Origin of the sequence: Methylobacterium sp. yr668 (assembly GCF_900116245.1) — a bacterium.
Taxonomy (GTDB): Bacteria; Pseudomonadota; Alphaproteobacteria; order Rhizobiales; family Beijerinckiaceae; genus Methylobacterium.
On the sequence record NZ_FOZY01000005.1, the window covers coordinates 239,375 to 259,313 of the forward strand.

16 protein-coding genes are annotated in these 19,939 nt (G+C 72.2%); 11 read left to right on the forward strand and 5 right to left on the reverse strand.

The annotated features are described in order from the left end of the window. Positions 1–23 precede the first annotated feature (23 nt). Together BM419_RS09000 and BM419_RS09005 are read right to left on the reverse strand one after the other, a co-directional pair. Positions 24–1,334, reverse strand: a complete 1,311-nt coding sequence (locus tag BM419_RS09000; RefSeq protein ID WP_091926239.1) for a DUF5666 domain-containing protein — start codon at positions 1,332–1,334, stop codon at positions 24–26. Between the two features lie 11 nt (positions 1,335–1,345). After that, the gene (locus BM419_RS09005) at positions 1,346–2,191 is read right to left on the reverse strand and encodes a DUF6502 family protein (protein ID WP_091926240.1); all 846 of its coding nucleotides are present in this window, start codon (positions 2,189–2,191) and stop codon (positions 1,346–1,348) included. A gap of 474 nt (positions 2,192–2,665) precedes the next feature. Between BM419_RS09005 and BM419_RS33195 the strand changes: the two genes are divergently transcribed. The 3 genes from BM419_RS33195 to BM419_RS09020 all read left to right on the forward strand — a co-directional run bounded on the left by BM419_RS33195 (position 2,666) and on the right by BM419_RS09020 (position 4,124). Next, positions 2,666–2,794 carry a hypothetical protein gene (locus tag BM419_RS33195; RefSeq protein ID WP_020092541.1) on the forward strand — a complete coding sequence of 43 codons (129 nt, stop codon included), beginning with the start codon at positions 2,666–2,668 and terminating at the stop codon, positions 2,792–2,794. A gap of 35 nt (positions 2,795–2,829) precedes the next feature. Continuing rightward, the gene (locus BM419_RS09015; protein WP_091926241.1) at positions 2,830–3,567 is read left to right on the forward strand and encodes an outer membrane protein; all 738 of its coding nucleotides are present in this window, start codon (positions 2,830–2,832) and stop codon (positions 3,565–3,567) included. Positions 3,568–3,752: 185 nt separating this feature from the next. Continuing rightward, complete coding sequence (locus BM419_RS09020) at positions 3,753–4,124, forward strand: phospholipase A2 family protein (RefSeq protein ID WP_056526870.1); 372 nt, start codon at positions 3,753–3,755, stop codon at positions 4,122–4,124. Between the two features lie 18 nt (positions 4,125–4,142). Here the strand turns inward: BM419_RS09020 and grpE are convergent, their stop codons facing one another. The 3 genes from grpE to BM419_RS09035 all read right to left on the reverse strand — a co-directional run bounded on the left by grpE (position 4,143) and on the right by BM419_RS09035 (position 9,123). Beyond that, positions 4,143–4,757 (reverse strand): nucleotide exchange factor GrpE, encoded by a 615-nt coding sequence (gene grpE / locus BM419_RS09025; RefSeq protein ID WP_026604829.1) that lies wholly within the window; start codon positions 4,755–4,757, stop codon positions 4,143–4,145. Positions 4,758–4,860: 103 nt separating this feature from the next. Next, positions 4,861–7,653 carry a [protein-PII] uridylyltransferase gene (locus BM419_RS09030; RefSeq protein ID WP_020092537.1) on the reverse strand — a complete coding sequence of 931 codons (2,793 nt, stop codon included), beginning with the start codon at positions 7,651–7,653 and terminating at the stop codon, positions 4,861–4,863. A 51-nt stretch (positions 7,654–7,704) separates the two neighbouring features. Beyond that, positions 7,705–9,123, reverse strand: a complete 1,419-nt coding sequence (locus BM419_RS09035) for a TAXI family TRAP transporter solute-binding subunit (protein WP_091926276.1) — start codon at positions 9,121–9,123, stop codon at positions 7,705–7,707. Positions 9,124–9,347: 224 nt separating this feature from the next. Here BM419_RS09035 and BM419_RS09040 point away from each other — a divergent pair, with 224 nt between their 5' ends. From BM419_RS09040 to BM419_RS09075, 8 genes are all read left to right on the forward strand, one after another. Beyond that, positions 9,348–9,893, forward strand: coding sequence for a regulatory protein RecX (locus tag BM419_RS09040; RefSeq protein WP_091926242.1), 546 nt, complete (start codon positions 9,348–9,350; stop codon positions 9,891–9,893). 76 nt (positions 9,894–9,969) lie between these two features. Then, the gene (locus BM419_RS09045; protein ID WP_091926243.1) at positions 9,970–11,181 is read left to right on the forward strand and encodes a putative DNA modification/repair radical SAM protein; all 1,212 of its coding nucleotides are present in this window, start codon (positions 9,970–9,972) and stop codon (positions 11,179–11,181) included. Beyond that, entirely contained in the window at positions 11,181–12,662 is a 1,482-nt protein-coding gene (locus BM419_RS09050) for a UdgX family uracil-DNA binding protein (RefSeq protein ID WP_244540728.1), read from the forward strand. The genes BM419_RS09045 and BM419_RS09050 overlap by 1 nt, the downstream gene beginning before the upstream one ends. Positions 12,663–12,722: 60 nt before the next feature. Next, the gene (locus BM419_RS09055; protein WP_091926245.1) at positions 12,723–13,019 is read left to right on the forward strand and encodes a nucleotidyltransferase family protein; all 297 of its coding nucleotides are present in this window, start codon (positions 12,723–12,725) and stop codon (positions 13,017–13,019) included. Next, positions 13,000–13,359: a HepT-like ribonuclease domain-containing protein gene (locus BM419_RS09060; RefSeq protein WP_091926246.1), complete on the forward strand. Its 360-nt coding sequence runs from the start codon at positions 13,000–13,002 to the stop codon at positions 13,357–13,359. Before BM419_RS09055 ends, BM419_RS09060 begins: the two co-directional genes overlap by 20 nt. 22 nt (positions 13,360–13,381) lie before the next feature. Beyond that, positions 13,382–16,540: a DNA polymerase I gene (gene polA, locus BM419_RS09065; protein WP_091926247.1), complete on the forward strand. Its 3,159-nt coding sequence runs from the start codon at positions 13,382–13,384 to the stop codon at positions 16,538–16,540. Between the two features lie 220 nt (positions 16,541–16,760). Continuing rightward, positions 16,761–18,848: a hybrid sensor histidine kinase/response regulator gene (locus BM419_RS09070; protein ID WP_091926248.1), complete on the forward strand. Its 2,088-nt coding sequence runs from the start codon at positions 16,761–16,763 to the stop codon at positions 18,846–18,848. A 55-nt stretch (positions 18,849–18,903) separates the two neighbouring features. Next, complete coding sequence (locus tag BM419_RS09075) at positions 18,904–19,875, forward strand: NADPH:quinone oxidoreductase family protein (protein WP_020092528.1); 972 nt, start codon at positions 18,904–18,906, stop codon at positions 19,873–19,875. Positions 19,876–19,939: the final 64 nt, after the last annotated feature.

The following is a 19,939-nucleotide window of genomic DNA, read 5'->3' on the forward strand; positions in this document are numbered from 1 at the left end:
TCCCGACGTAGCCGGGAGCGGCGCTAGCGTCGACCGCCGCCAGGGCCGCCGAAACCGCCGCCACCGAAGCCGCCCCCGCCCGGGCCCGGGCCGGGGCCCCCGGGCGGGCCGCCGAAGCCCCCGGGGCCGCCCGGGAACGCCCCGGGGCCTGCCGGCGGCGCGCCGCCGAAGCCGCCGCGCGGCGCTCCGAATCCGCCGGTGCCCTCCGATCCGGGGACGACCGCGCCCCCAGGCCGGGTGTCGATCGCGGGGCCGCGCGGTTCGCCGATGCCGCCCAGGCCGCCCTGGCGGCCTCCGGGCTCGGCGCCGAAGCGGCCGGGCGCCTCGTCGGGGAGGTTGCGGAGGTCGAGCCGGTCGCGCTCCCGCTCGAACCGCGGGGCGTCCGGCCGCTGCGGCTCGGGCGCGATGCGGTCCTCGATCCGCAGCCGCTCCACCGTCAGGTCCCCGTCCCGCGCGATCGCCGCGGTCAGCACCGCCCGCACGCTCCCGGTGCGCGGAACCTGCGCGCCGGGGCGGCCCGCGACGGCGTAGCCCGCGCCGACGTCGAGCCTGCCGCTATCCCGGCCGATATAGGCCTCGATCGAGACCTGTTTCAGACCCGGCGGGAAGGGCAGGCCGACCTGCGCGGCGTTGGTCACGGTGAGCTCGCCGTTCGCCGCACGGCCCGTCACCAGGGCGCGCCGGCCCGGCGGCAGGGCGTCGGCGCCCGCGAGGCGGAGGCCGCCGATCCCGAGGCCGCCCGCGACCCGCCGCACCGGGCCGGCGACGCGGTCGGGCCCGGTGTCCCGCGGCTCGATCAGGCTCGCCACGATCACGCCGTCGGGCCGGCGCAGCCCGCTCACGGCGACCCGCGCGCCCGGCCGCCACGCGCCGCCAAGACCCGCGGTCGAGACCCGCTGGCCGAGCACCACGAGCCGCCCCGGCGCAACCGACTCCACCGGCCCGACCACTTCGCTCGTGACGTCGATCCGCCCCGTGGCGAGTCCGCCGCCCTCGGGCCGCGCCACCACGTGGACGACCTGACCGATCTTCAGGTCGGCGGCCTTCGCGGCCGTGCCGTCGATATGCACCTCCACCTCGGGCGGATAGGCGATGCGCAGGTCGTTGACGACGATCGAGCCGAAGCGTCGGATCGTACCGATCACGCCGGTGCCGCCGATGCCGCGGTCGCCCTCGCCGAGGGGCCCGCTCTTCGGCGCGTCGGTCCGCATCATGCCGGTCCCGCCGATGCCCTGATCGCGCGGGGATTCCTGCGACCGGACGGTGCCGGGCAGCACGGTCGCGGCGCCCGCGAGCAGGCGCAGGACGAACCGGCGGTTGAGCGTGGCGCGCACCGGCCGGCCTCTCACCGCTCGTCCGCTCGCCGCGCCGGCGGCGCCGCTTCGGTGTAGACGTACAGGCCGAAGTTCCAGCGATGCGTGCCGCCGGGATCGGTCTGGCAGGCCGCGTGCGCTTCCCGGTTGGCCTGCTGCAGCGCCTCCACGGCGATCTCGCGGGCGCGCGCCTCGAGCCGGGTCGCGAGGTCCTTGGACAGCCCGTCGTAGTGGACCGCCCGCTCGAGGAAGCGCGGCGCGTCTCCGAAGATGTTGGCGACGGCGGCGGCGATATGGTCGTGCAGGTTGCGGCCGAAATAGTAGAGCTGGGGCCCCTCGGCGCCGTCGCCCCTCGGTACGTAGGCGGCCTCGGCCAGCACGATCCGGTCCTGCGGATCCGTGAAGGCCAGCCCGCGATCGAGCCACTCGTCGAGGACGGCGCGCGGCCGCAGGTCCCGCGTCACGCCCGCGACCAGCGACTCGAACGAGGGTGCGCCGCCCTCGGCCGTGCGCGGAAGTTTCAGGGGCTGGCCCTGCGCGTCGGTGAAGGCCGGGTCGGCGATCCAGCGGGCGATGATCCGGCTGGTGCGGGAGACGACCGCCGGGACGGCGCTGACCGGAGCACCGGCGCCCCGCAGGCGCCGGACCTCCTTGCGGTGGATGCCGGTGAGCAGGGAGACGCGGCTGTCGGTCTGCTCCTTTCCGGCGAGGGCGAAGTCGTACTCGGCGACGTTCACGTAGAGCTCGCGCAGCAGGTCGGTGAGCGCCGGGAAGGTGATGCCGCGGGCGACGAGCAGGCGCACGAGGGGGCGCAGCAGCCGCGCCAGCGGCGCGTGCAGGCTGGCGCCCTCCCGCGGTGTATCGGCAGTATCAGACATGGCCGCATCGTGACGGCTCATGCTGTGGGACACAATCCCACCGCGTGCGAAGGCGCACGCTGGTCCCTCGATTTCGCGTTGACGTGGGATTTTTGCACACGTAGAAACGTCTCGTGGTCAAATTTCCCACGAAATGCGGGGCCGGCCGATGACGATTGATACGCGAACGCCCGTGGCGATGCCCCTGCCGCCGCTCACGCTTCCCACCGCCCAGGCGCGACGGGCAAGCCTGGGTGATCCCCTTCCGCGGCTCCGACGCCTCGTCTGCGTCGTCGCCGCGCTCACACTGCCCGTCCTCGGGGTCGCCGTCGCGGAAACGGTCCACCGCGCCGGTTCACCGAGGGCGCCGCAGGCCGCCGCTCCCGCCACCCCCTCAGGCGGGGCGGCGGCACCCTCGGGCGCCGTCGGGCCCCGACGCGCCGCGAGAACCGTGAGGGTCGCGGCACGCACGGAAGAGAACCGCGAGGTCCGCTCTTGATCGCCCTGTCCGGTATCGACCGCGCACGAACCGCGCCGACCTGCGGTGGAGCGGCCATTCTCGATCTCGCTCTTTGCCTGATCCTGTCCGTGACCGTCGTCGGGCTGCTCCTCCTGGCCCTCTGATCCCGCGGCTCCGCCGCGCGCCGAACGAGATTTCCATGAACGCACGAACCTCCGCAGCCCTCGCGGGCGCCGCATGCGGCTGCCTAGCCCTCGCCGCCCAGGCGGCCGACCTGCCCCGCCGCGCGCCGCCGCCGCTACCGCCGTCGCTTCCGGTCTTCACCTGGACGGGCTTCTATGCCGGCGTGAATGCGGGATACGCGTTCCCGACCGGGAGCGGCGGCTTCACCGACCCGACCTACGGCACCGTCACGGGCGGCAGCCGGTCAGGCGGCTTCGCCGGCGGCGGCCAGATCGGCTACAATTACCAATTCACGCCGGGCTCCGGCGTCGTCGTCGGCGTCGAGGCCGACATCCAGGGCGCGGCCTTCGCCAAGGCGGACGCCGCCTATCTCGGCACCACGCCGTACTACAGCGTCCGACCGAGCCTCGACTATTTCGGCACGGTCCGCGCCCGGCTCGGCTACGCGTTCGACCGGGTCCTCGTCTACGGGACCGGCGGTTTCGCTTACGGCGGCGGGGCGCGCGCGACCGACGCGGGCGCCTACCCCTACACCCTGCCGTCGACCGACCGGACCGGATACGCGGCCGGCGGCGGCATCGAGTACGCCTTCACCGAGAAGCTCTCCGCCAAGGTAGAGGCGCTCTACCTCCATCTCGGCCGCGGAACGAACGCCGCCACGTACTACAACGCCAGTGTTCCGGCGTTTTATGGTGCCGGCAAACAGGACTCCGGTTTTGCGGTGGTTCGGGCCGGTGTGAATTACCGATTCTGAGCAATATTCGTTGGGCGATAGCTTGACGGAGCGGTCAAGCTGGGTCGCAATGCCCTGCATTCGGCTTCGCGAATCTGTCGGCCGCGCGAGCCTGTCCACGGCCGAGGGATGTCGGTGAGGCCGGATACCGCGCGGGTGCAGCCCCGCGGGACCGCGGATTCTCTCCGACAGGATCGGCCGTGAGCATGCCCAGCTCGACCTCCCTCACGACAATGCTGCTCGCCGTCGCGCTCGCGGCCTGCACCGTCCCGGCGCGGGCGCAGGAGATCGTGCCACCCGGGCCCGACGGGCGCGGCGCCATCCTGATCTACGGGAATTTCTGCGGCCCCGGCAGCCGCGGGCCCGGCTACCCGCCGATCGACGCGCTGGATCTCGCCTGCGCGCACCACGACGCGTGCTCGCCCGAGCCGGCCGCGGGAACGCTGCCGACCTGCGCCTGCAACGGCCGCCTCCGCGTCGAGGCGGGGCTCGTCGCCCGCGATCCGGCCGCGCCGGCCCAGACCCGCCAGACCGCGCAGTTCATCTCGGATTTCGCCGCGGCGCTGCCCTGCCAGTAGGGCGCGCCGCGGGACCGTTCAGGCCGCGTCGGCCGGGTTGGCGGCTGCCTTCGGGCCGCCCTTGGCGACGCCCACCAGGGCCGGGCGCAGCACGCGCTCGCCGATGACGTAGCCCGCCTGCACGACCTGCACGACGGTGCCGGCCGGAACCTCCGCGTTCGGCACCTCGAACATCGCCTGATGGCGGTTCGGGTCGAACTTCTGGCCCTGCGGCTCGACGATCTTCACGCCGTGGCGCTCGAGGGTCTTGCCGAGGTCGCGCTCGGTGAGCTCGATCCCGTCGATCAGCCCCTTCAGGGCGCCGTCGGCCGTGGCCTTCGCGTCGGCCGGAACGCTGTCGAGGGCGCGGCGGATGTTGTCGGCGACGTTGAGCACGTCCCGGGCGAAGTTGGTCACCGCGTAGGCGCGCGCGTCGGCGACCTCGCGCTCCGTCCGGCGGCGCAGGTTCTCCATCTCGGCGAGGGTGCGCAGCGTCCGGTCCTTGAGCTCGTCGCGCTCGGCGGTCAGCAGGGCCAGGGCCTCCGCGACCGGATCGACGGTGGCCGACTCGCTGCCCTGACCCGCGGGCGCGGGATCCTGGGCCGCGCCGGCACCGGCTTCGACCGTGGTCTGGCGCTGGTCATCCTGGGGCATGTCGTTGCTCGTCATCACGTTTCAGTCGTGGGCGGGAATCGGTGAGGGATGATGGAATCGGCGCTGATATCTGGCCACGGGGCCGCGAAATCAACCCGTACGCTCACGCCTCGCGCGGCGGCGGCGCCGCCACCAGCGCCTCCAGACCCTCGGCCTTGAGCGTCGCGACGTCGTGGGCGAACACGTCCATCACGGCGGCCCGGATCGCGGCCTGCCGGTCGGGCTGCGTCACCCGCGTGCCGGTGAGGTCGGTGACGTAGAAGACGTCCACGGCGCGCTCGCCGAACGTCGCCACATGCGCCGACGTGATGTTGAGCGACAGCCGGCTGAAGGCCGTGGTGAGCTCGTAGAGCAGGCCCGGCCGGTCGAGGCCGGTGATCTCCACCACGGTCTCCCGGCTCGACAAGGCGTTGTCGATGATGACGTCCGGCGGCACCGGGAAGGTCTTAGCGCGGGTGCTGGTCGGCGGGTGCTTGTCGGCCACGAGGTCGGCGATCTTGATCTCGCCCTTCAGCGCCCGCTCGATCGCCGCGGTGATGCGCTTGGTCCGACGCAGCTCGTCGTCGTCCCGCTCGAAGGCGCGCGAGATGAAGATCGTGTCGAGGGCGAACCCGTCCGTGGTGGTGAAGATCTGCGCGTCGACGATGTTGCTGCCGGCCGCCGCGCAGGCGCCGGTGACGATGGCGAGCAGGCGGGGATGGTCCGGCGAGTAGACCGTGATCTCGGTCACGCCCCGGACGGGATCGAGGGCGACGTCGGTCGCGCTGGTCCGCCCGTCGCGCACGACGTCGCGCAGGAAGATCGCGTTCTTGAGCTGGCGCGTGCCGTCGACCTTGAGCCAGTAGGCTTGGCTGTGGCGGGCCGCGTAGGCGTCGAACTCCTCCGAGCCCCAGCCGGGCAGCTGTTCCCGCAGGCCCATCTGCACGAGGCGCACCCGGTCGGTGCGGGCGATCTCGGAATGGCCGCCCGAGAGGTAGACCTCGGTCTCGTCGTACAGGGTGCGGACCAGGGTGCCCTTCCAGGCGGTCCAGACGCCGGGGCCGACGGCGGTGATGTCGGCCACCGTCAGGATGGTCAGGAGCTTCAGCCGCTCCAGGCTCTGCACGCTCGCGGCGAAGCGCTCGATCGTCTTGGCATCCGAGAGGTCGCGGCTCTGCGCGGTCATCGACATCAGCAGGTGGTGCTCCACGAGCCAGCGCACCGTCTCGGTCTCGGCCTGGTTCAGGCCGAAGCGCGGGCAGAGCTTCTCGGCGATGGCGGCGCCGGCGATCGAGTGGTCCTCCGGGCGGCCCTTGGCGATGTCGTGCAGCAGGATCGCGACGTAGAGCGCGGTGCGGTTGTGGATCGAGTGCACGAGGCGCGAGACCAGCGGGTAGGTCTCCTGGGCCCGGCCCGATTCGATGTCCGCCAGCACGCCGACCGTGCGCAGCAGGTGCTCGTCCACCGTGAAGTGGTGGTACATGTTGAACTGCATCATCGCGACGATGCGGCCGAAATCCGGGATGAAGCGGCCGAGCACGCCCGCCTCGTTCATCTCGCGCAGCGCCTCCTCCGGCGCGTTCCGCGAGGTCAGGATCTCGACGAACAGCCGGTTCGCCTCGGGGTCCACGCGTAGCGACGGGTTGACGAGGCGCAGGGACCGGTTGGCCAGCCGCTTCGCGTCCGGATGGATCGCGAGGTTGTGCCGGTCGGCGAGCCAGAACAGCCGGATGAGGTTGACCGGGTCGCGCTCGAAGGCGTCCTCCGCGCGCAGGTTCACCCGGCCGTGGTCGATCCAGAAATCCTCCGCCTCCATGGCGGTCGCCCGGAACCGGTCGCGGAACCGGCCGATCCAGCGGTCGAGAACCGGAGTGCGCTTGGCGTGGCGCGCCTCCAGCTCGGCGCAGACGATGGCGGTGAGATCGCCCACATCCTTGGCGATGCGGAAATAGGCCTTCATGAAGCGCTCGACGCCGGAGAGGCCGCCCCGGGCCTCGTAGCCGAAGCGCTCGGCGATCCGCGGCTGCAGACCGAAGGACAGGCGCTCCTCGGCGCGCTTCGTGGCGAAGTGCATGTGGCAGCGCACCCGCCACAGGAACTCCTCGCAGCGCTCGAACAGCGCGTACTCTTCCGGGGTGAACAGGCCGGCGCTGACGAGCTCGATCTGGTCGCGGACCCGGTAGGTGTACTTGGCGATCCAGAACAGCGTGTTGAGGTCGCGCAGGCCGCCCTTGCCGTCCTTGACGTTGGGCTCGACGAGGTAGCGCGAGGTGCCGGCCTTGGAGACGCGCAGGTCGCGCTCGCGCAGCTTCGCCTCGACGAACTCGGCGGCGGACCCGACCACCAGCTCGGCGTCGAAGCGCGTCACGAGCTCCTCGTAGAGCACCCGGGTGCCGAACAGGTACCGCGCCTCCAGGAGGGCCGTCCGGATCGTCATGTCGGCCCGCGCCTCGCGCAGGCACTCCTCGACCGAGCGGGTGGCGTGGCCGACCTTCAGCTTCAGGTCCCACAGGACGTAGAGCATCCCCTCGACGACGCTCTCGGACCACGCGGTCTGCTTGTAGGGCAGCAGGAACAGCAGATCGATGTCCGATCCCGGTGCCATGGTGCCCCGGCCGTAGCCGCCGGTGGCGACCACCGCGAGCTGCTCGCCGGTCGATGGGTTGTCGTTGGGATAGAGCCGCCAGACCACGGCGTCGTGGATCGCCCGGACCACCGCGTCGGTGAGATTCGACAGGGTCTGCGCGCACAGCAGCCCGTTGCGGTCCTCGAGGAGCTGCGCCTCGGCGGCCCGGTGGCCCTCCTCGATCACCCGGCGCAGCTGCGGCACCAGCGCGGCCCTGAGCTTCGTGGGCTCGCGGGCCTCGCGGTCGAGGTTCTCGAGAACCGTGTCGAGGGCGGCGACGGGATCGAACATGGTTCCCGTTAGCATGATATCCCTAAGCCGCCAGCCATGCGGCGCCCGCCGCTACTCCGCGGCCGGCAGATCGAGGGCGAGCAGCCGGGCCGTGCGGTTGCGGGCCGCCGCCCGGGGCTCGGTCTCGCTCGTCTGCCGCCGCGCGTCGGCGATGGCCGCGTGGACGCCGTCGACCGCCAGGATCAGCGCGCTGACCGTCCGCGCGTCGATGCTGCGCTCGCGGGCGTAGCAGACCACGTCCGCCACGAGCCCGTCGGTCTCGATCGCGATCGCGTCGAGTTCGGCGGCGCTGGTCGCCGCGCGCACCTCGCGCATGATGTCGAGGAGCCGGTCGAGGACGAAGTCGACCCGCTCCCGGCGCTTGCGGGCGAGGCGCTGGCCGAGCCACGCGAAGCCGGAGCCGATCGTGCCGCCGAAGAAGGCGAACAGGTAGATGTAGTCCTCGTAGCGGTCGAGGAAGGTCTGCTGCTCGCGCTCGAAATAGTCGACGGCGCCGGGGTGGTTCGGCAGGCGCGCCGAGGTCGCCGCCACCGTCGTGTCGAAGTCCGGCGCCTTCATCAGCTTGGCCACCGGCGCGGTCGAGGCGAGCCGCGAGCGCCACTCGAACAGGTGCTGCGTCGCCGAGGCGACCGCGACGCGGCTCACCGTGCCGCGGGCCATCAGGCGATAGGAGGCGCCGACGGTCTTGACCTCCTCGTCGGGCCGCTTCGGGCGGCCGCCGAAGGTGCCGGCCGGGATCGTCACCGCCTGCAGCTCGGGGAAGCGCTGCAGGATCGCGTCGCCGTCCGGGATCGAGACGAAGCCGATTTTGCGGTCCGGCGCGCCCAGCTCGACGGCGCGGACGACCGCGGCCGCCGGCTTGGAGGCCGGGCTCGCGATCACCGCCACCGCGTCGACCCGCTTCTCGGTGAGTGCGGCCGTGACGTCGCCGACCTTCAGCGGCACCACGACCACGTGGCCGGGCTCCGCCTCGGCGGCGTGGCCGGCCTCCGGCGCGTCCTCGCCCACGATGTCCGGCACGAGGTCGTAGAAGGAGAGCAGGTTCGTGAGGAACGACAGGTCGGCGCTGTGGCGGACCACGATGCCGAGCCGCTTGCGCGCCAGGGCCGGCACGTCGTCGAGATCGGCCGCCTCCGGCGCCGCGATGACCAGGGCCTCGTCGTGCAGGATCGCCAGGGTCAGCCCGTTCTCGGGCAGGAACACGTCCGGCCGCACCACCGCGAGGTCGGCCTTGTTGCGCTGGAGTGCCAGGGCGCTGTCGCGCACGTCGCCGTAGCGCACCACCTTGAGACGGACGTCTTCCCGCGCCCGGTCGAGGGCGCCGGCATAGGCCTCGATCAGCGCGGCCTCGGGCCCGTCCTGGGGGCCGACCGCCACCGTCAGGGTGTTCGGGCGCGACAGGTAGACGATCGCGGCCGCGGCCGCGGCGAGCCCCAGGGCCACGAGGACCAGGAGCCACTCGCGCCGCATCAGTACGGCCGCCGCGCCGTGCAGCCGCAGGCGCCATCGGCCCTGCGGAGTGCCGGGCGAAGAACGGTGGTTCGGGCCATGGCCGAGCCTGTCGCGTTGCGCGCGTTCCATACCCGAGTCATGGAACGCAAACCTGTCGAGATCGTGAAGAACTGGTGAAATCTCCATTCGTTGCAGGATCCGCGCCAGAAGGTCGCGACCGCGAGATCAAGCCGCCCGGCCCCGTGAGCCCGGCCTGGCTGGAGCGTGCGGCGCTCCACTATCTGGAGCGCTACAGCGCCTCGACCGAGATGCTGCGCCGGACGCTCGCGCGCCGCGTCCAGAAGCGCGCGCGGGCCCGGGGCGAGGATCCCGAACGCTTCGCCGACCTCGTGACGGCGACCGTCGCGCGGGCGGTGTCGGCCGGCCTCGTGGACGACGCGCGCTTCGCCGATACCCGCCTCGCCACCCTGCGGCGTCGCGGCACCTCGACCCGCGGCGTCTCGGCCAAGCTCGCCGCCAAGGGGGTCCCGCGCGACGTCGCGGAGGCCGCCATGCTGGCGGAGCGCGACGCCCTGCCGGACGGGGAGGCGGACGCGATCGAGGAGCAGGCCGCGCAGGCCTACGCCAAGCGGCGACGCCTGGGACCGTTTCGCCGTCCGGACCAGCGGGCGACGCACCGCGACCGCGACCTCGCCGCCCTGGCCCGGGCCGGCTTCGCCTACGGCCTCGCCCGCCGTGTGGTCGACCGGGAGCCCGACGAATCCGGCGAGCCCGACGCGCCTGCGTGACGGGTGCGGCATCGCGGCCCGGGGTGAACGCCGCGCCGGCCTTGCACCTTCGGCCGCGTTGTTCATTGTCTGTTCGATGGACGAGACCCTGGCCAAGAAGCTGCGCATCCTCGCGGACGCCGCCAAGTACGACGCCTCCTGCGCCTCCTCGGCCGCGCCGAAGCGGGCGGCCGGCAAGGACGGGCTCGGGTCGACCACCGGCGCCGGGATCTGCCACGCCTACACGCCCGACGGGCGGTGCGTCTCGCTCCTCAAGATCCTGCTGACGAACTGGTGCCTGTTCGACTGCGCGTACTGCGTGAACCGGCGCTCCTCGAACGTGCGGCGGGCGAAGTTCACCGTGGAGGAGGTCGTGAACCTCACCCTGAACTTCTACCGGCGCAACTACATCGAGGGGCTGTTTCTCTCCTCCGGCATCATCAAGTCGCCCGACCACACGATGGAGCTGCTGACCCGCGTGGCGAAGTCGCTCCGGCGCGACCACGGCTTCGCCGGCTACATCCATCTCAAGTCGATCCCGGAGGCGAGCCCCTGGCTGATCGAGGAGGCCGGCCTCTACGCCGACCGGCTCTCGATCAACGTCGAGCTGCCGACCGAGGCGAGCCTGGAGCGGCTCGCGCCCGAGAAGGACGGCGCCGCGATCCAGGGGGCGATGGCGCAGATCGGCGAGCGCATCGTGCAGGCCAGGGCCGAGAAGCGCCGGTTCTCGCCGGCCGGCCACTCGACGCAGGTGATCGTCGGCGCGGACACCACCACCGACGAGGCGCTGATCCGCAAGAGCGCGCTCCTCTACGGCAGCGTCGGCCTGAAGCGGGTCTACTACTCTGCCTACAGCCCGATCCCGGACGGGTCGGCGATCCTGCCGCCGAAGCCGCCGCCGCTCCAGCGCGAGCACCGGCTGTACCAGGCCGACTGGCTGCTCCGGTACTACGAGTTCACCCCCGACGAGGTGGCCGATGCGTCGGAGGGCGGGATGCTCGCCCTCGACATCGACCCGAAGCTCGCCTGGGCGCTGAAGCACCGGGACAAGTTCCCGGTGGACGTGAACCGCGCCGACCGGGAATGGCTGCTGCGGGTTCCGGGGCTCGGGGCGCGGGCGGTCGACAAGATCGTCAGGGCGCGCCGCCACGCGACCTTGCGCCTCGACGACGTCGCCCGGCTGACCTCCGGCCTGAAGCGGGCGCGGCCGTTCCTCGTCGCCGCCGACCATCGGCCGGTCGGGCTCACCGACCGGCTCGACCTGCGGGCGCGGCTGGTCGAGCCCGCGGCGCAGCTGAGCCTGTTCTGATGGGGGCGGGGTACGCGCCGTTTCCGTCTGCCTCCGTGGAGAGGGGGGATGCGCGGTCGCCGCGCTCCGTCGCGCTGCGCCCCGGCGCCGATCTCGACGGTTTCCGCAAAGCCGCCCGGAGCCTCGTCGCGCAGGGCGTCCCGCCCGAGGCCGTGACGTGGTCGGTGACGGACGCGCCCGGCCTGTTCGGCAGCGACGCGCAGCCGGCGACCGGCACGCCGCTCGTCCTGCCGAAGGCCGTCGCCGGCCTGATCCCGCAGGTCGTTCCCCACCGCGATCCGGAGCGCTACGGCCTGCTCTACGCGCTGATCTGGCGGGTCTGCCGCGGCGAGCGGCACCTGATGGAGGTCGGCAGCGACCCGCTGGTCCACCGCCTGCACCGGATGGCGAAGGCGATCGGGCGCGACCTCCACAAGATGCACGCCTTCCTGCGCTTCCGTCGGGCGGAGGGACCGGACGGCGAGCGCTACGTCGCGTGGTTCGAGCCGGACCACCACATCCTCGAGGCGGCGGCGCCGTTCTTCGTCGACCGCTTCCGCGGGATGCGCTGGTCGATCCTGACGCCCGAGGGCTCGGCCCATTGGGACACCGAGACCCTGACTTTCGGGCCGCCCGGCGACCGCGCCCATCTTCCGGAGGGCGACGGCTTCGAGGCCGGCTGGCAGACCTATTACGAGAGCACGTTCAACCCGGCCCGCACCAACCTGAAGGCGATGCGGGCGGAGATGCCCAAGAAGTACTGGCACAACATGCCCGAGACGGCCGCGATCCCGGCCCTGGTCCGGGCGGCGGCCGGGCGCACCGAAGCGATGATCGAGAGGGAGCCGACCATGCCCACACGCCGCGAACCCGTCCGGGCCGTCGCCGCCATGGCCGACCAGGATCCCAAGACGCTGGAGGCGCTGAACGCGATCATCCGCCGGACCGAGCCGCTGGTTCCGGGGGCTACCCAGGCCGTGCTCGGCGAGGGGTCGGTCGGGGCGACGGTGGCCTTCGTGGGCGAGCAGCCCGGCGACCAGGAGGACCGGCAGGGCCGGCCCTTCGTCGGGCCCGCCGGCCAGCTGCTCTCCCGCGCCATGGCGGAGGCCGGGATCGACCGGGGCGCGAGCTACCTGACGAACGCGGTCAAGCACTTCAAGTTCGAGGAGCGCGGCAAGCGCCGCATCCACCAGAAGCCGACAGCCGGCGAGGTCAGCCACTACCGGTGGTGGCTCGACCGGGAGCTCGAATTCGTCGGTCCGAAGCTCGTCGTGGCGCTCGGCGCGACCGCCGTGCTGGCGCTGACCGGCAAGGCGATCCCGATCACCCGGGCGCGCGGCCCGTTCCGCTTCGACCGGCACGACAACCGATTCCAGGGCTTCATCACGGTCCACCCGTCCTACCTGCTCCGGCTGCCGGACGAGGCGAAGGCGGAGGCCTACGCGGCCTTCGTGGACGACCTGCGCCGGGTGGAGGCGCTCGGGCGCGAGCTGGCGGCCTGATCCTCCTCTGCCGCGCTTCTGCTATGCTGGCGGCCGCCGATTCCCTCCGGTCCCGCCGCCATGGACAAGCTCGCCGCCCTCGATATCCTGCGCGCCAACGAGGCGGAACTGCGCCGCCGCGGCGTGCTGCACGCGGCCTTGTTCGGTTCGGTTGCCCGGGGCGACGCGCAGGCCGACAGCGATCTCGACGTGATGATCGAGATCGACCGGGAGCGCGTGCGCGACCTCTTCACCTATGCCGGCCTGTGCCGCTTCATCGACGATCTGTTCCCGGTTCCGGTCGACGTGGCCGACCGGGAGAGCCTGAAGCCGCGCGTCCGTCAGCGGGCCGAGCACGATGCGGTTTCCGCCTTCTGAACGGGCGCTCGCCGCCTGCGATGACATCATCGACAACGCCGATGCCGCTCAGCGCTTCGTCGCCGGCATGTCGTTCGAGGCCTTCGTGGCGGACTTGCGGACCAACTACGCGGTCGTCCGCTGCCTGGAGATCGTCTCGGAGGCGAGCCGACGGCTGACCGACGCGATGCGCGAGCGCCATCCGGATGTTCCGTGGCGCGACATCGCCTCCATCGGAAACGTCTTTCGTCACGGCTACCATGGCGTCAAGCTGGACATCGTCTGGCGGACCGTCCACGAGCGCTTGCCCGTTCTCGTCGCGGCCTGCCGCGCCGAAATCGCCCGCGCGCCCGACTCCTGATCGCCCCGAGCCGCCTGAACCCATGACCGACTCGAAGCCCGACTCGAGCCCCGAGACCAAGCCCGTCGGACCCGGCGATCAGGTGATCCTGGTCGACGGCTCGTCCTTCATCTTCCGGGCCTATTTCCAGTCGATCAACCAGGACCAGAAGTACAATTCGCGCCCCTCCGACGGGCTGCCCACCGGCGCCGTGCGGCTGTTCTGCACCAAGATCGCGCAGTTCCTGCAGGACGGCGCCGCCGGCACCATGCCGAGCCATCTCGGGATCGTCTTCGACAAGTCGGAGGGCTCGTTCCGCAAGGAGATGTTCCCCGACTACAAGGGCCACCGCCCGGACGCGCCCGACGACCTGAAGCGCCAGATGCCGCTGATGCGCGACGCGGTGCGCGCCTTCGGCCTGCACGCGGTGGAGCTGGAGCGCTACGAGGCCGACGATCTCATCGCCACCTACACCCGCCAGGCCGAGGCGCGGGGCGCAGGCGTCATCATCGTCTCGTCCGACAAGGACCTGATGCAGCTCGTCGGGCCGCAGGTGCGGTTCTACGATTTCGAGTCGGGTGCCAAGGGCAAGCCCGGCTACCGGCCCGAGCGCAACCTCGACGTCGAGGCGATCGTCGCCAAGTGGGAGGGCCTGCAGCCGAACCAGATCGGCGACGCGCTGGCGCTCATCGGCGACACCTCCGACAACGTGCCGGGCGTGCCCGGCATCGGCCTGAAGACGGCCGCGGCGCTGATCAAGGAGTTCGGCAGCCTCGAGGCCCTGCTGGAGCGGGCGGGCGAGATCAAGCAGCCCAAGCGGCGAGAGACGCTGCTCGCCAACGTGGATCAGGCCAAGCTGTCGCGCAGGCTCGTGGCGCTGATGGAGGACGTACCGGTCCCGGTGCCGCTGGACGACCTCGGCGTGCCCCAGCCCAATCCCGAGAAGCTGGTCGGCTTCCTGAAGGCGATGGAGTTCAACACGCTGACGCGCCGCATCGCCCAGATGCTGCACGTCGATCCCGAGGCGGTGAAGCCCGACCCGCGCCTCCTGCCGGGCGCCCGGCCGCACGGCTACGGCAACGCCGCCGGCGGCAGCGACGCGGTGCCGTTCTTCGGCGATTCCGTGCCGCCGGATCCCGAGACCGCGGCCGCCGGGGCCGAGCGACCGCCGGGCGCCGCCCCGCCGGAGGGCGGCGAGATCGATCCCTTCGCCGATCTCGACCTGCCGGACGCGCCCGCCAGGCCCCGGGCGCCCGTCGAGGCGACACCCGGCAACGTGGTGGCGGCCCGGGCCGCGGAATCCGTGGCGCCGTTCGACACCGCCGCCTACGAGACGGTCTCGTCCCTGGAGCAGCTCGACGCCTGGATCGCCGAGGCCGAGGAGGCCGGCGTGATCGCGGTCGATACCGAGACCGACTCGCTCGATGCCCACAGGGCCGGCCTCGTCGGCGTCTCGCTGGCGGTCGCCACCGGCCGGGCCTGCTACATCCCGCTCGCCCACGTCCAGGCCGCCAAGGTGCAGGCGGACGCCACCGACCTGTTCGGCGAGGGCGCCGCGCCCTCCGACGTGGTCGAGCCGGTGCCGGGCCAGATCCCCCTGAAGGAGGCCGTCGCCCGGCTGAAGCCGCTCCTCGAGCACCCCGGCGTCCTGAAGGTCGGCCAGAACCTCAAGTACGACTGGGTGGTGCTCGCCCGCTACGGCATCGAGGTCGCGCCGTTCGACGACACGATGCTGATCTCGTACGTGCTCGACGCCGGCAAGGGCGGCCACGGCATGGACGAGCTGGCCCGCCGGCACCTCGGCCACCAGCCGATCACCTTCTCGGACGTGGCCGGCACCGGCCGCAACAAGGTGACGTTCGACCGCGTCGCCATCGACAAGGCCACCGCCTACGCGGCCGAGGACGCCGACGTGACCCTGCGCCTGTGGCGGATGATGAAGCCGCGCCTCGTGGCCGAGCATCGGGTCGCCGTCTACGAGACCCTGGAGCGGCCCCTGCTGCCGGTGATCGCCCGGATGGAGCAGCGCGGCATCCGCGTCGACCGGGAGATGCTGAGCCGCCTATCCGGGGATTTCTCGCAGATCCTCGTCCGCCTGGAGGAGGAGATCCAGGAGGATGCCGGGGAGAAATTCTCGGTCGGCTCGCCGAAGCAGATCGGCGACATCCTGTTCGGGAAGATGGGTCTGCCGGGGGCCAAGAAGACGCCGTCGGGCCAGTGGGCCACGCCCGCGACCCTGCTGGAGGAGCTGGCCCAGGCGGGCCACGAGCTGCCCAAGAAGATCCTGGAATGGCGGCAGCTCTCGAAGCTGAAATCCACCTACACGGACGCGCTCCAGGCCCATGCCGACCGCGAGACGGCGCGGGTCCACACCTCGTTCTCGCTGGCGGCGACCACCACGGGGCGGCTGTCCTCCTCCGAGCCGAACCTGCAGAATATCCCGATCCGCACCGAGGAGGGTCGCCGGATCCGCCGCGCCTTCGTGGCGGCGCCCGGCAACCGGCTGATCTCGGCCGACTACTCGCAGATCGAGCTGCGGCTGCTGGCCCACATGGCCGACATCCCGGAACTCCGGAAGGCGTTCGAGGACGGGATCGACATCCACGCGGCGACGGCCTCGGCGATGTTCGGCGTGCCGCTCAAGGCGATGACGCCCGACCTGCGGCGCCGGGCGAAGACCATCAACTTCGGCATCATCTACGGCATCTCGGCCTTCGGCCTCGCCGACCGGCTCGGCATCGGCCGCGAGGAGGCCTCGGCGTTCATCAAGCAGTATTTCGAGCAGTTCCCGGGCATCCGGGACTACATCGAGACCACCAAGAAGAGCTGCCGCGACAAGGGCTACGTCACGACCCTGTTCGGCCGCGTGTGCCACTACCCGCAGATCCGCTCCAACAACCCCTCCGAGCGCGCCAGCGTCGAGCGGCAGGCGATCAACGCGCCGATCCAGGGCTCGGCCGCCGACATCATCCGGCGGGCCATGACGCGGATGGAGGCGGCCCTCGCCGCGAAGAAGCTCAGGGCGCGCATGCTGCTGCAGGTGCACGACGAGCTGGTGTTCGAGGCGGCCGAGGACGAGGTGGAGCGGACGATCCCGATCATCCGCGGCGTCATGGAGGAGGCGCCGGCGCCGGCCCTGACCCTGAAGGTGCCGCTGGTGGTCGAGGCCAACGCGGCGGGCAACTGGCAGGAGGCGCATTGACGGGTCGGACCGAGGCTCAGCCGGCCGTCTTCGCGAGCGGAGCGAGGCGATCCAGCCGGCGCCGCGCTTGCCGACGTCCCGTAGCCCTGGGTCGCTTCGCTCCGCTCGCGAGGACGGCGGCGCGCTGAGACGACGTCGTCGAACCGCGACCGGGCAGCTTGGAGATGCCGCCGAAGACGGTCATACGCCGTACGCCCATGACCTGCATTGCTCAGAGCCCGTGACCGACCCCTTCCCCTTCCTCTCCGGCGGCGGCGAGGCCGCGCGGATGATCCGCGCGCGCGACTGGTCGGGTCATCCCCTGGGGCTTCCGGAGATATGGCCAGCGGAGTTCCGCGCGGCCCTGTCGCTCGTCCTCAACTCGCCGGAATCGATGATCCTGGCCTGGGGGCCCGACCTCCACTTCTTCTTCAACGACACCTACTTCCCGCTTCTCGGTCCGCGGCTGCCCTGGGCGATGGGCGAGCGGTTCGACGTGGTCTGGGCCGATGCCTGGGATCAGGCCAAACCGATCATCGACGCCGCCATGGCGGGCCGTCCGGAGCGCTTCGTCGACCTGCCGTGGCAGCTCGACACCGACCGCGGCGCCCGGGAGACGTGGTGGACCTTCTCGTACTCGCGGGTTCTCGACGCCGAGGGCCGGGTCGCCGGCCTGTTCATCCTCACCAACGAGACCACCGGCCGGGTCCTGGCGGACGCCGCCCTCAAGGAGAGCCAGGGACGGCTCGAGGCGGCGCTCGCGGAGCTGCGCGACCTGAACGCGACCCTGGCGCACCAGGTCGAGGAGCGGACGGCCGACCGCAACGCCCTGTGGACGCTCTCGTCCGACATGATGCTGCGCTGCCTGTTCGACGGGACGATCACCGCGGTGAACCCGGCCTGGACCGAGGTGCTGGGCTGGCGCCCGGACGAGCTGATCGGAACCAAGCTCATCGCCTTCGTCCACCCGGACGATCTCGACCGCACCGTCGAGGGCGCGCGCCAGCTCTCCGCGGGGTCGAGCCTCGCGCGCTTCGACAACCGCTACCGCCACCGGGACGGCGGCTATCGCTGGATCACCTGGGCGGCCCGGCCCGGGGAGGGCGTCATCAACGCCGTCGGCCGCGACTTCACCGCGGAGCGCGAGCGCGCCGACGCCCTGGCCGCCGCCGAGGAGGCCCTGCGCCAGTCGCAGAAGATGGAGGCGGTCGGCCAGCTGACCGGCGGCATCGCCCACGACTTCAACAACCTGCTCGCCGGCATCTCCGGCTCGCTGGAGCTGATCCAGACCCGGCTCGGCCAGGGCCGCGTCATGGATGTCGACCGCTACATCAACGCCGCGCAGGGGGCCTCGAAGCGGGCCGCGGCGCTGACCCACCGGCTGCTCGCCTTCTCGCGTCGCCAGACCCTCGACCCGAAGCCCACCGACGTGAACCGGCTGGTGGCCGGCATGGAGGAGCTGATCCGCCGCACCGTGGGCCCCGCCGTGGTGGTCGAGGTCGTGGCGCCGCCCGGACTCTGGCCGGCCCTGGTCGACCCGCCGCAGCTCGAGAACGCGCTCCTCAACCTGTGCATCAACGCCCGGGACGCGATGCCGGAGGGCGGCCGCATCACGATCGAGACCGCCAATGCGTGGCTCGATGAGCGCGCCGCCCGGCGCCACGACATGCCGCCGGGCCAGTACCTGTCGCTGTGCGTCACCGACACCGGCAGCGGCATGGCGCCGGAGATCGTCGGCAAGGTGTTCGAGCCGTTCTTCACCACGAAGCCCCTGGGGCAGGGCACCGGCCTCGGCCTGTCGATGATCTACGGCTTCGCGCAGCAATCCGGCGGCCAGGTGCGGATCCACTCGGAGGTCGGCAGGGGCACGACGGTCTGCCTGTACCTGCCCCGCCACCGCGGCGCGGTCGCCGAGGAGGACGCGCACGCCGCCGTCGGCGCGCCGCCGCGGGCCGCGCCGGGCGAGACCGTGCTGGTGGTCGACGACGAGCCGACCGTGCGCATGCTGGTCACCGAGGTGCTGGAGGATCTCGGCTACACGGCGATCGAGGCCGCCGACAGCGCGGCCGGCCTCAAAGTGCTGCAATCCGACGTGCGCATCGACCTGCTGGTGTCCGACATCGGATTGCCGGGGGGCATGAACGGGCGCCAGATGGCCGAGGCCGGGCGGCTCACGCGCCCGGGCCTCAAGGTCCTGTTCGTCACCGGCTACGCCGAGAGCGCGGTCTTCGGCAACGGGCCCCTCGAGGCCGGGATGCAGGTCATCACCAAGCCGTTCGTGGTGGAGGTGCTGGGCGCCCGCATCCGCGAGATGATCGGAACGGCTTGACCGCACGGTCGGTTCGGGCCTGATCGGCCGGGAAACGCCGGGGAGGAGGGACGCCATGCGGGCGCTGCTGTGCACGAGGCTCGACGGGCCGGAGCATCTGGAGATCGTCGAGCGGCCCGACCCGGTGCCGGGCCCCGGGCAGGCGCTGGTGCGGATGCGGCTGGCGGCCCTGAACTTCTTCGACACGCTGATCACCGCCGGGCGCTACCAAGTGAAGCCGACCCTGCCGTTCTCGCCGGGCGGCGAGGGGGTCGGCGTCGTCGAGGCGCTGGGCGAGGGCGCCGCGGGCGTGTCCGTGGGCGAGCGGGTGATCGTCCATGCCGGGCACGGCTGCTGCGCGGAGCTGATCGCCCTCGACGCCGCCCGGCTCACGCCGGTGCCGGACGCCGTGCCGGACGAGCAGGCGGCCGGGCTGACCATCACCTACGGCACCTCGCTGCACGCCCTGGCGAACCGCGCGCGCCTGCGGCCCGGCGAGTGGCTGGCGGTCCTCGGCGCCTCCGGGGGCGTCGGCCTCGCTGCCGTCGAGCTCGGCCGGCTGATGGGCGCCCGGGTGATCGCCTGCGCCTCCTCGGAGGAGAAGCTATCGGTCGCCCGCGCCCACGGCGCCGAGGCGGGCGTCGTCTACGACCCGGCGACGCTCAAGGACGAGCTGCGCCGGATCTCGGGCGGCGGGATCGACGTGGTCTACGACGCGGTCGGCGACGCCTACGCGGAGCCGGCCCTGCGGGCGCTCGGCTGGCGCGGGCGCTTCCTCGTGATCGGCTTCGCCGCCGGCGCCATCCCGCGGCTGCCGCTGAACCTGATGCTCCTCAAGGAACTCGACGTGCAGGGCGTCCACTGGGGCGCCTTCCTGGACCGGGAGCCGGAGGCGCACCGGGCCGATCAGCGCCGGCTCCTCGACTGGGTCGCCGCGGGCAGGCTCACCGCGCAGGTCCACGGCGTCTACCCGCTGGCGGAGTACCCGGAGGCCTTCGGCCTCCTGACCCGCCGCGCGGCGGTGGGCAAGGTTCTCCTGCGGCCCTGACCCGGGGCGCGGCCGCCAGCCTCAGCCCGGATCGGCGCGCGACCCGCGGCGCGGCGTCGGCGGG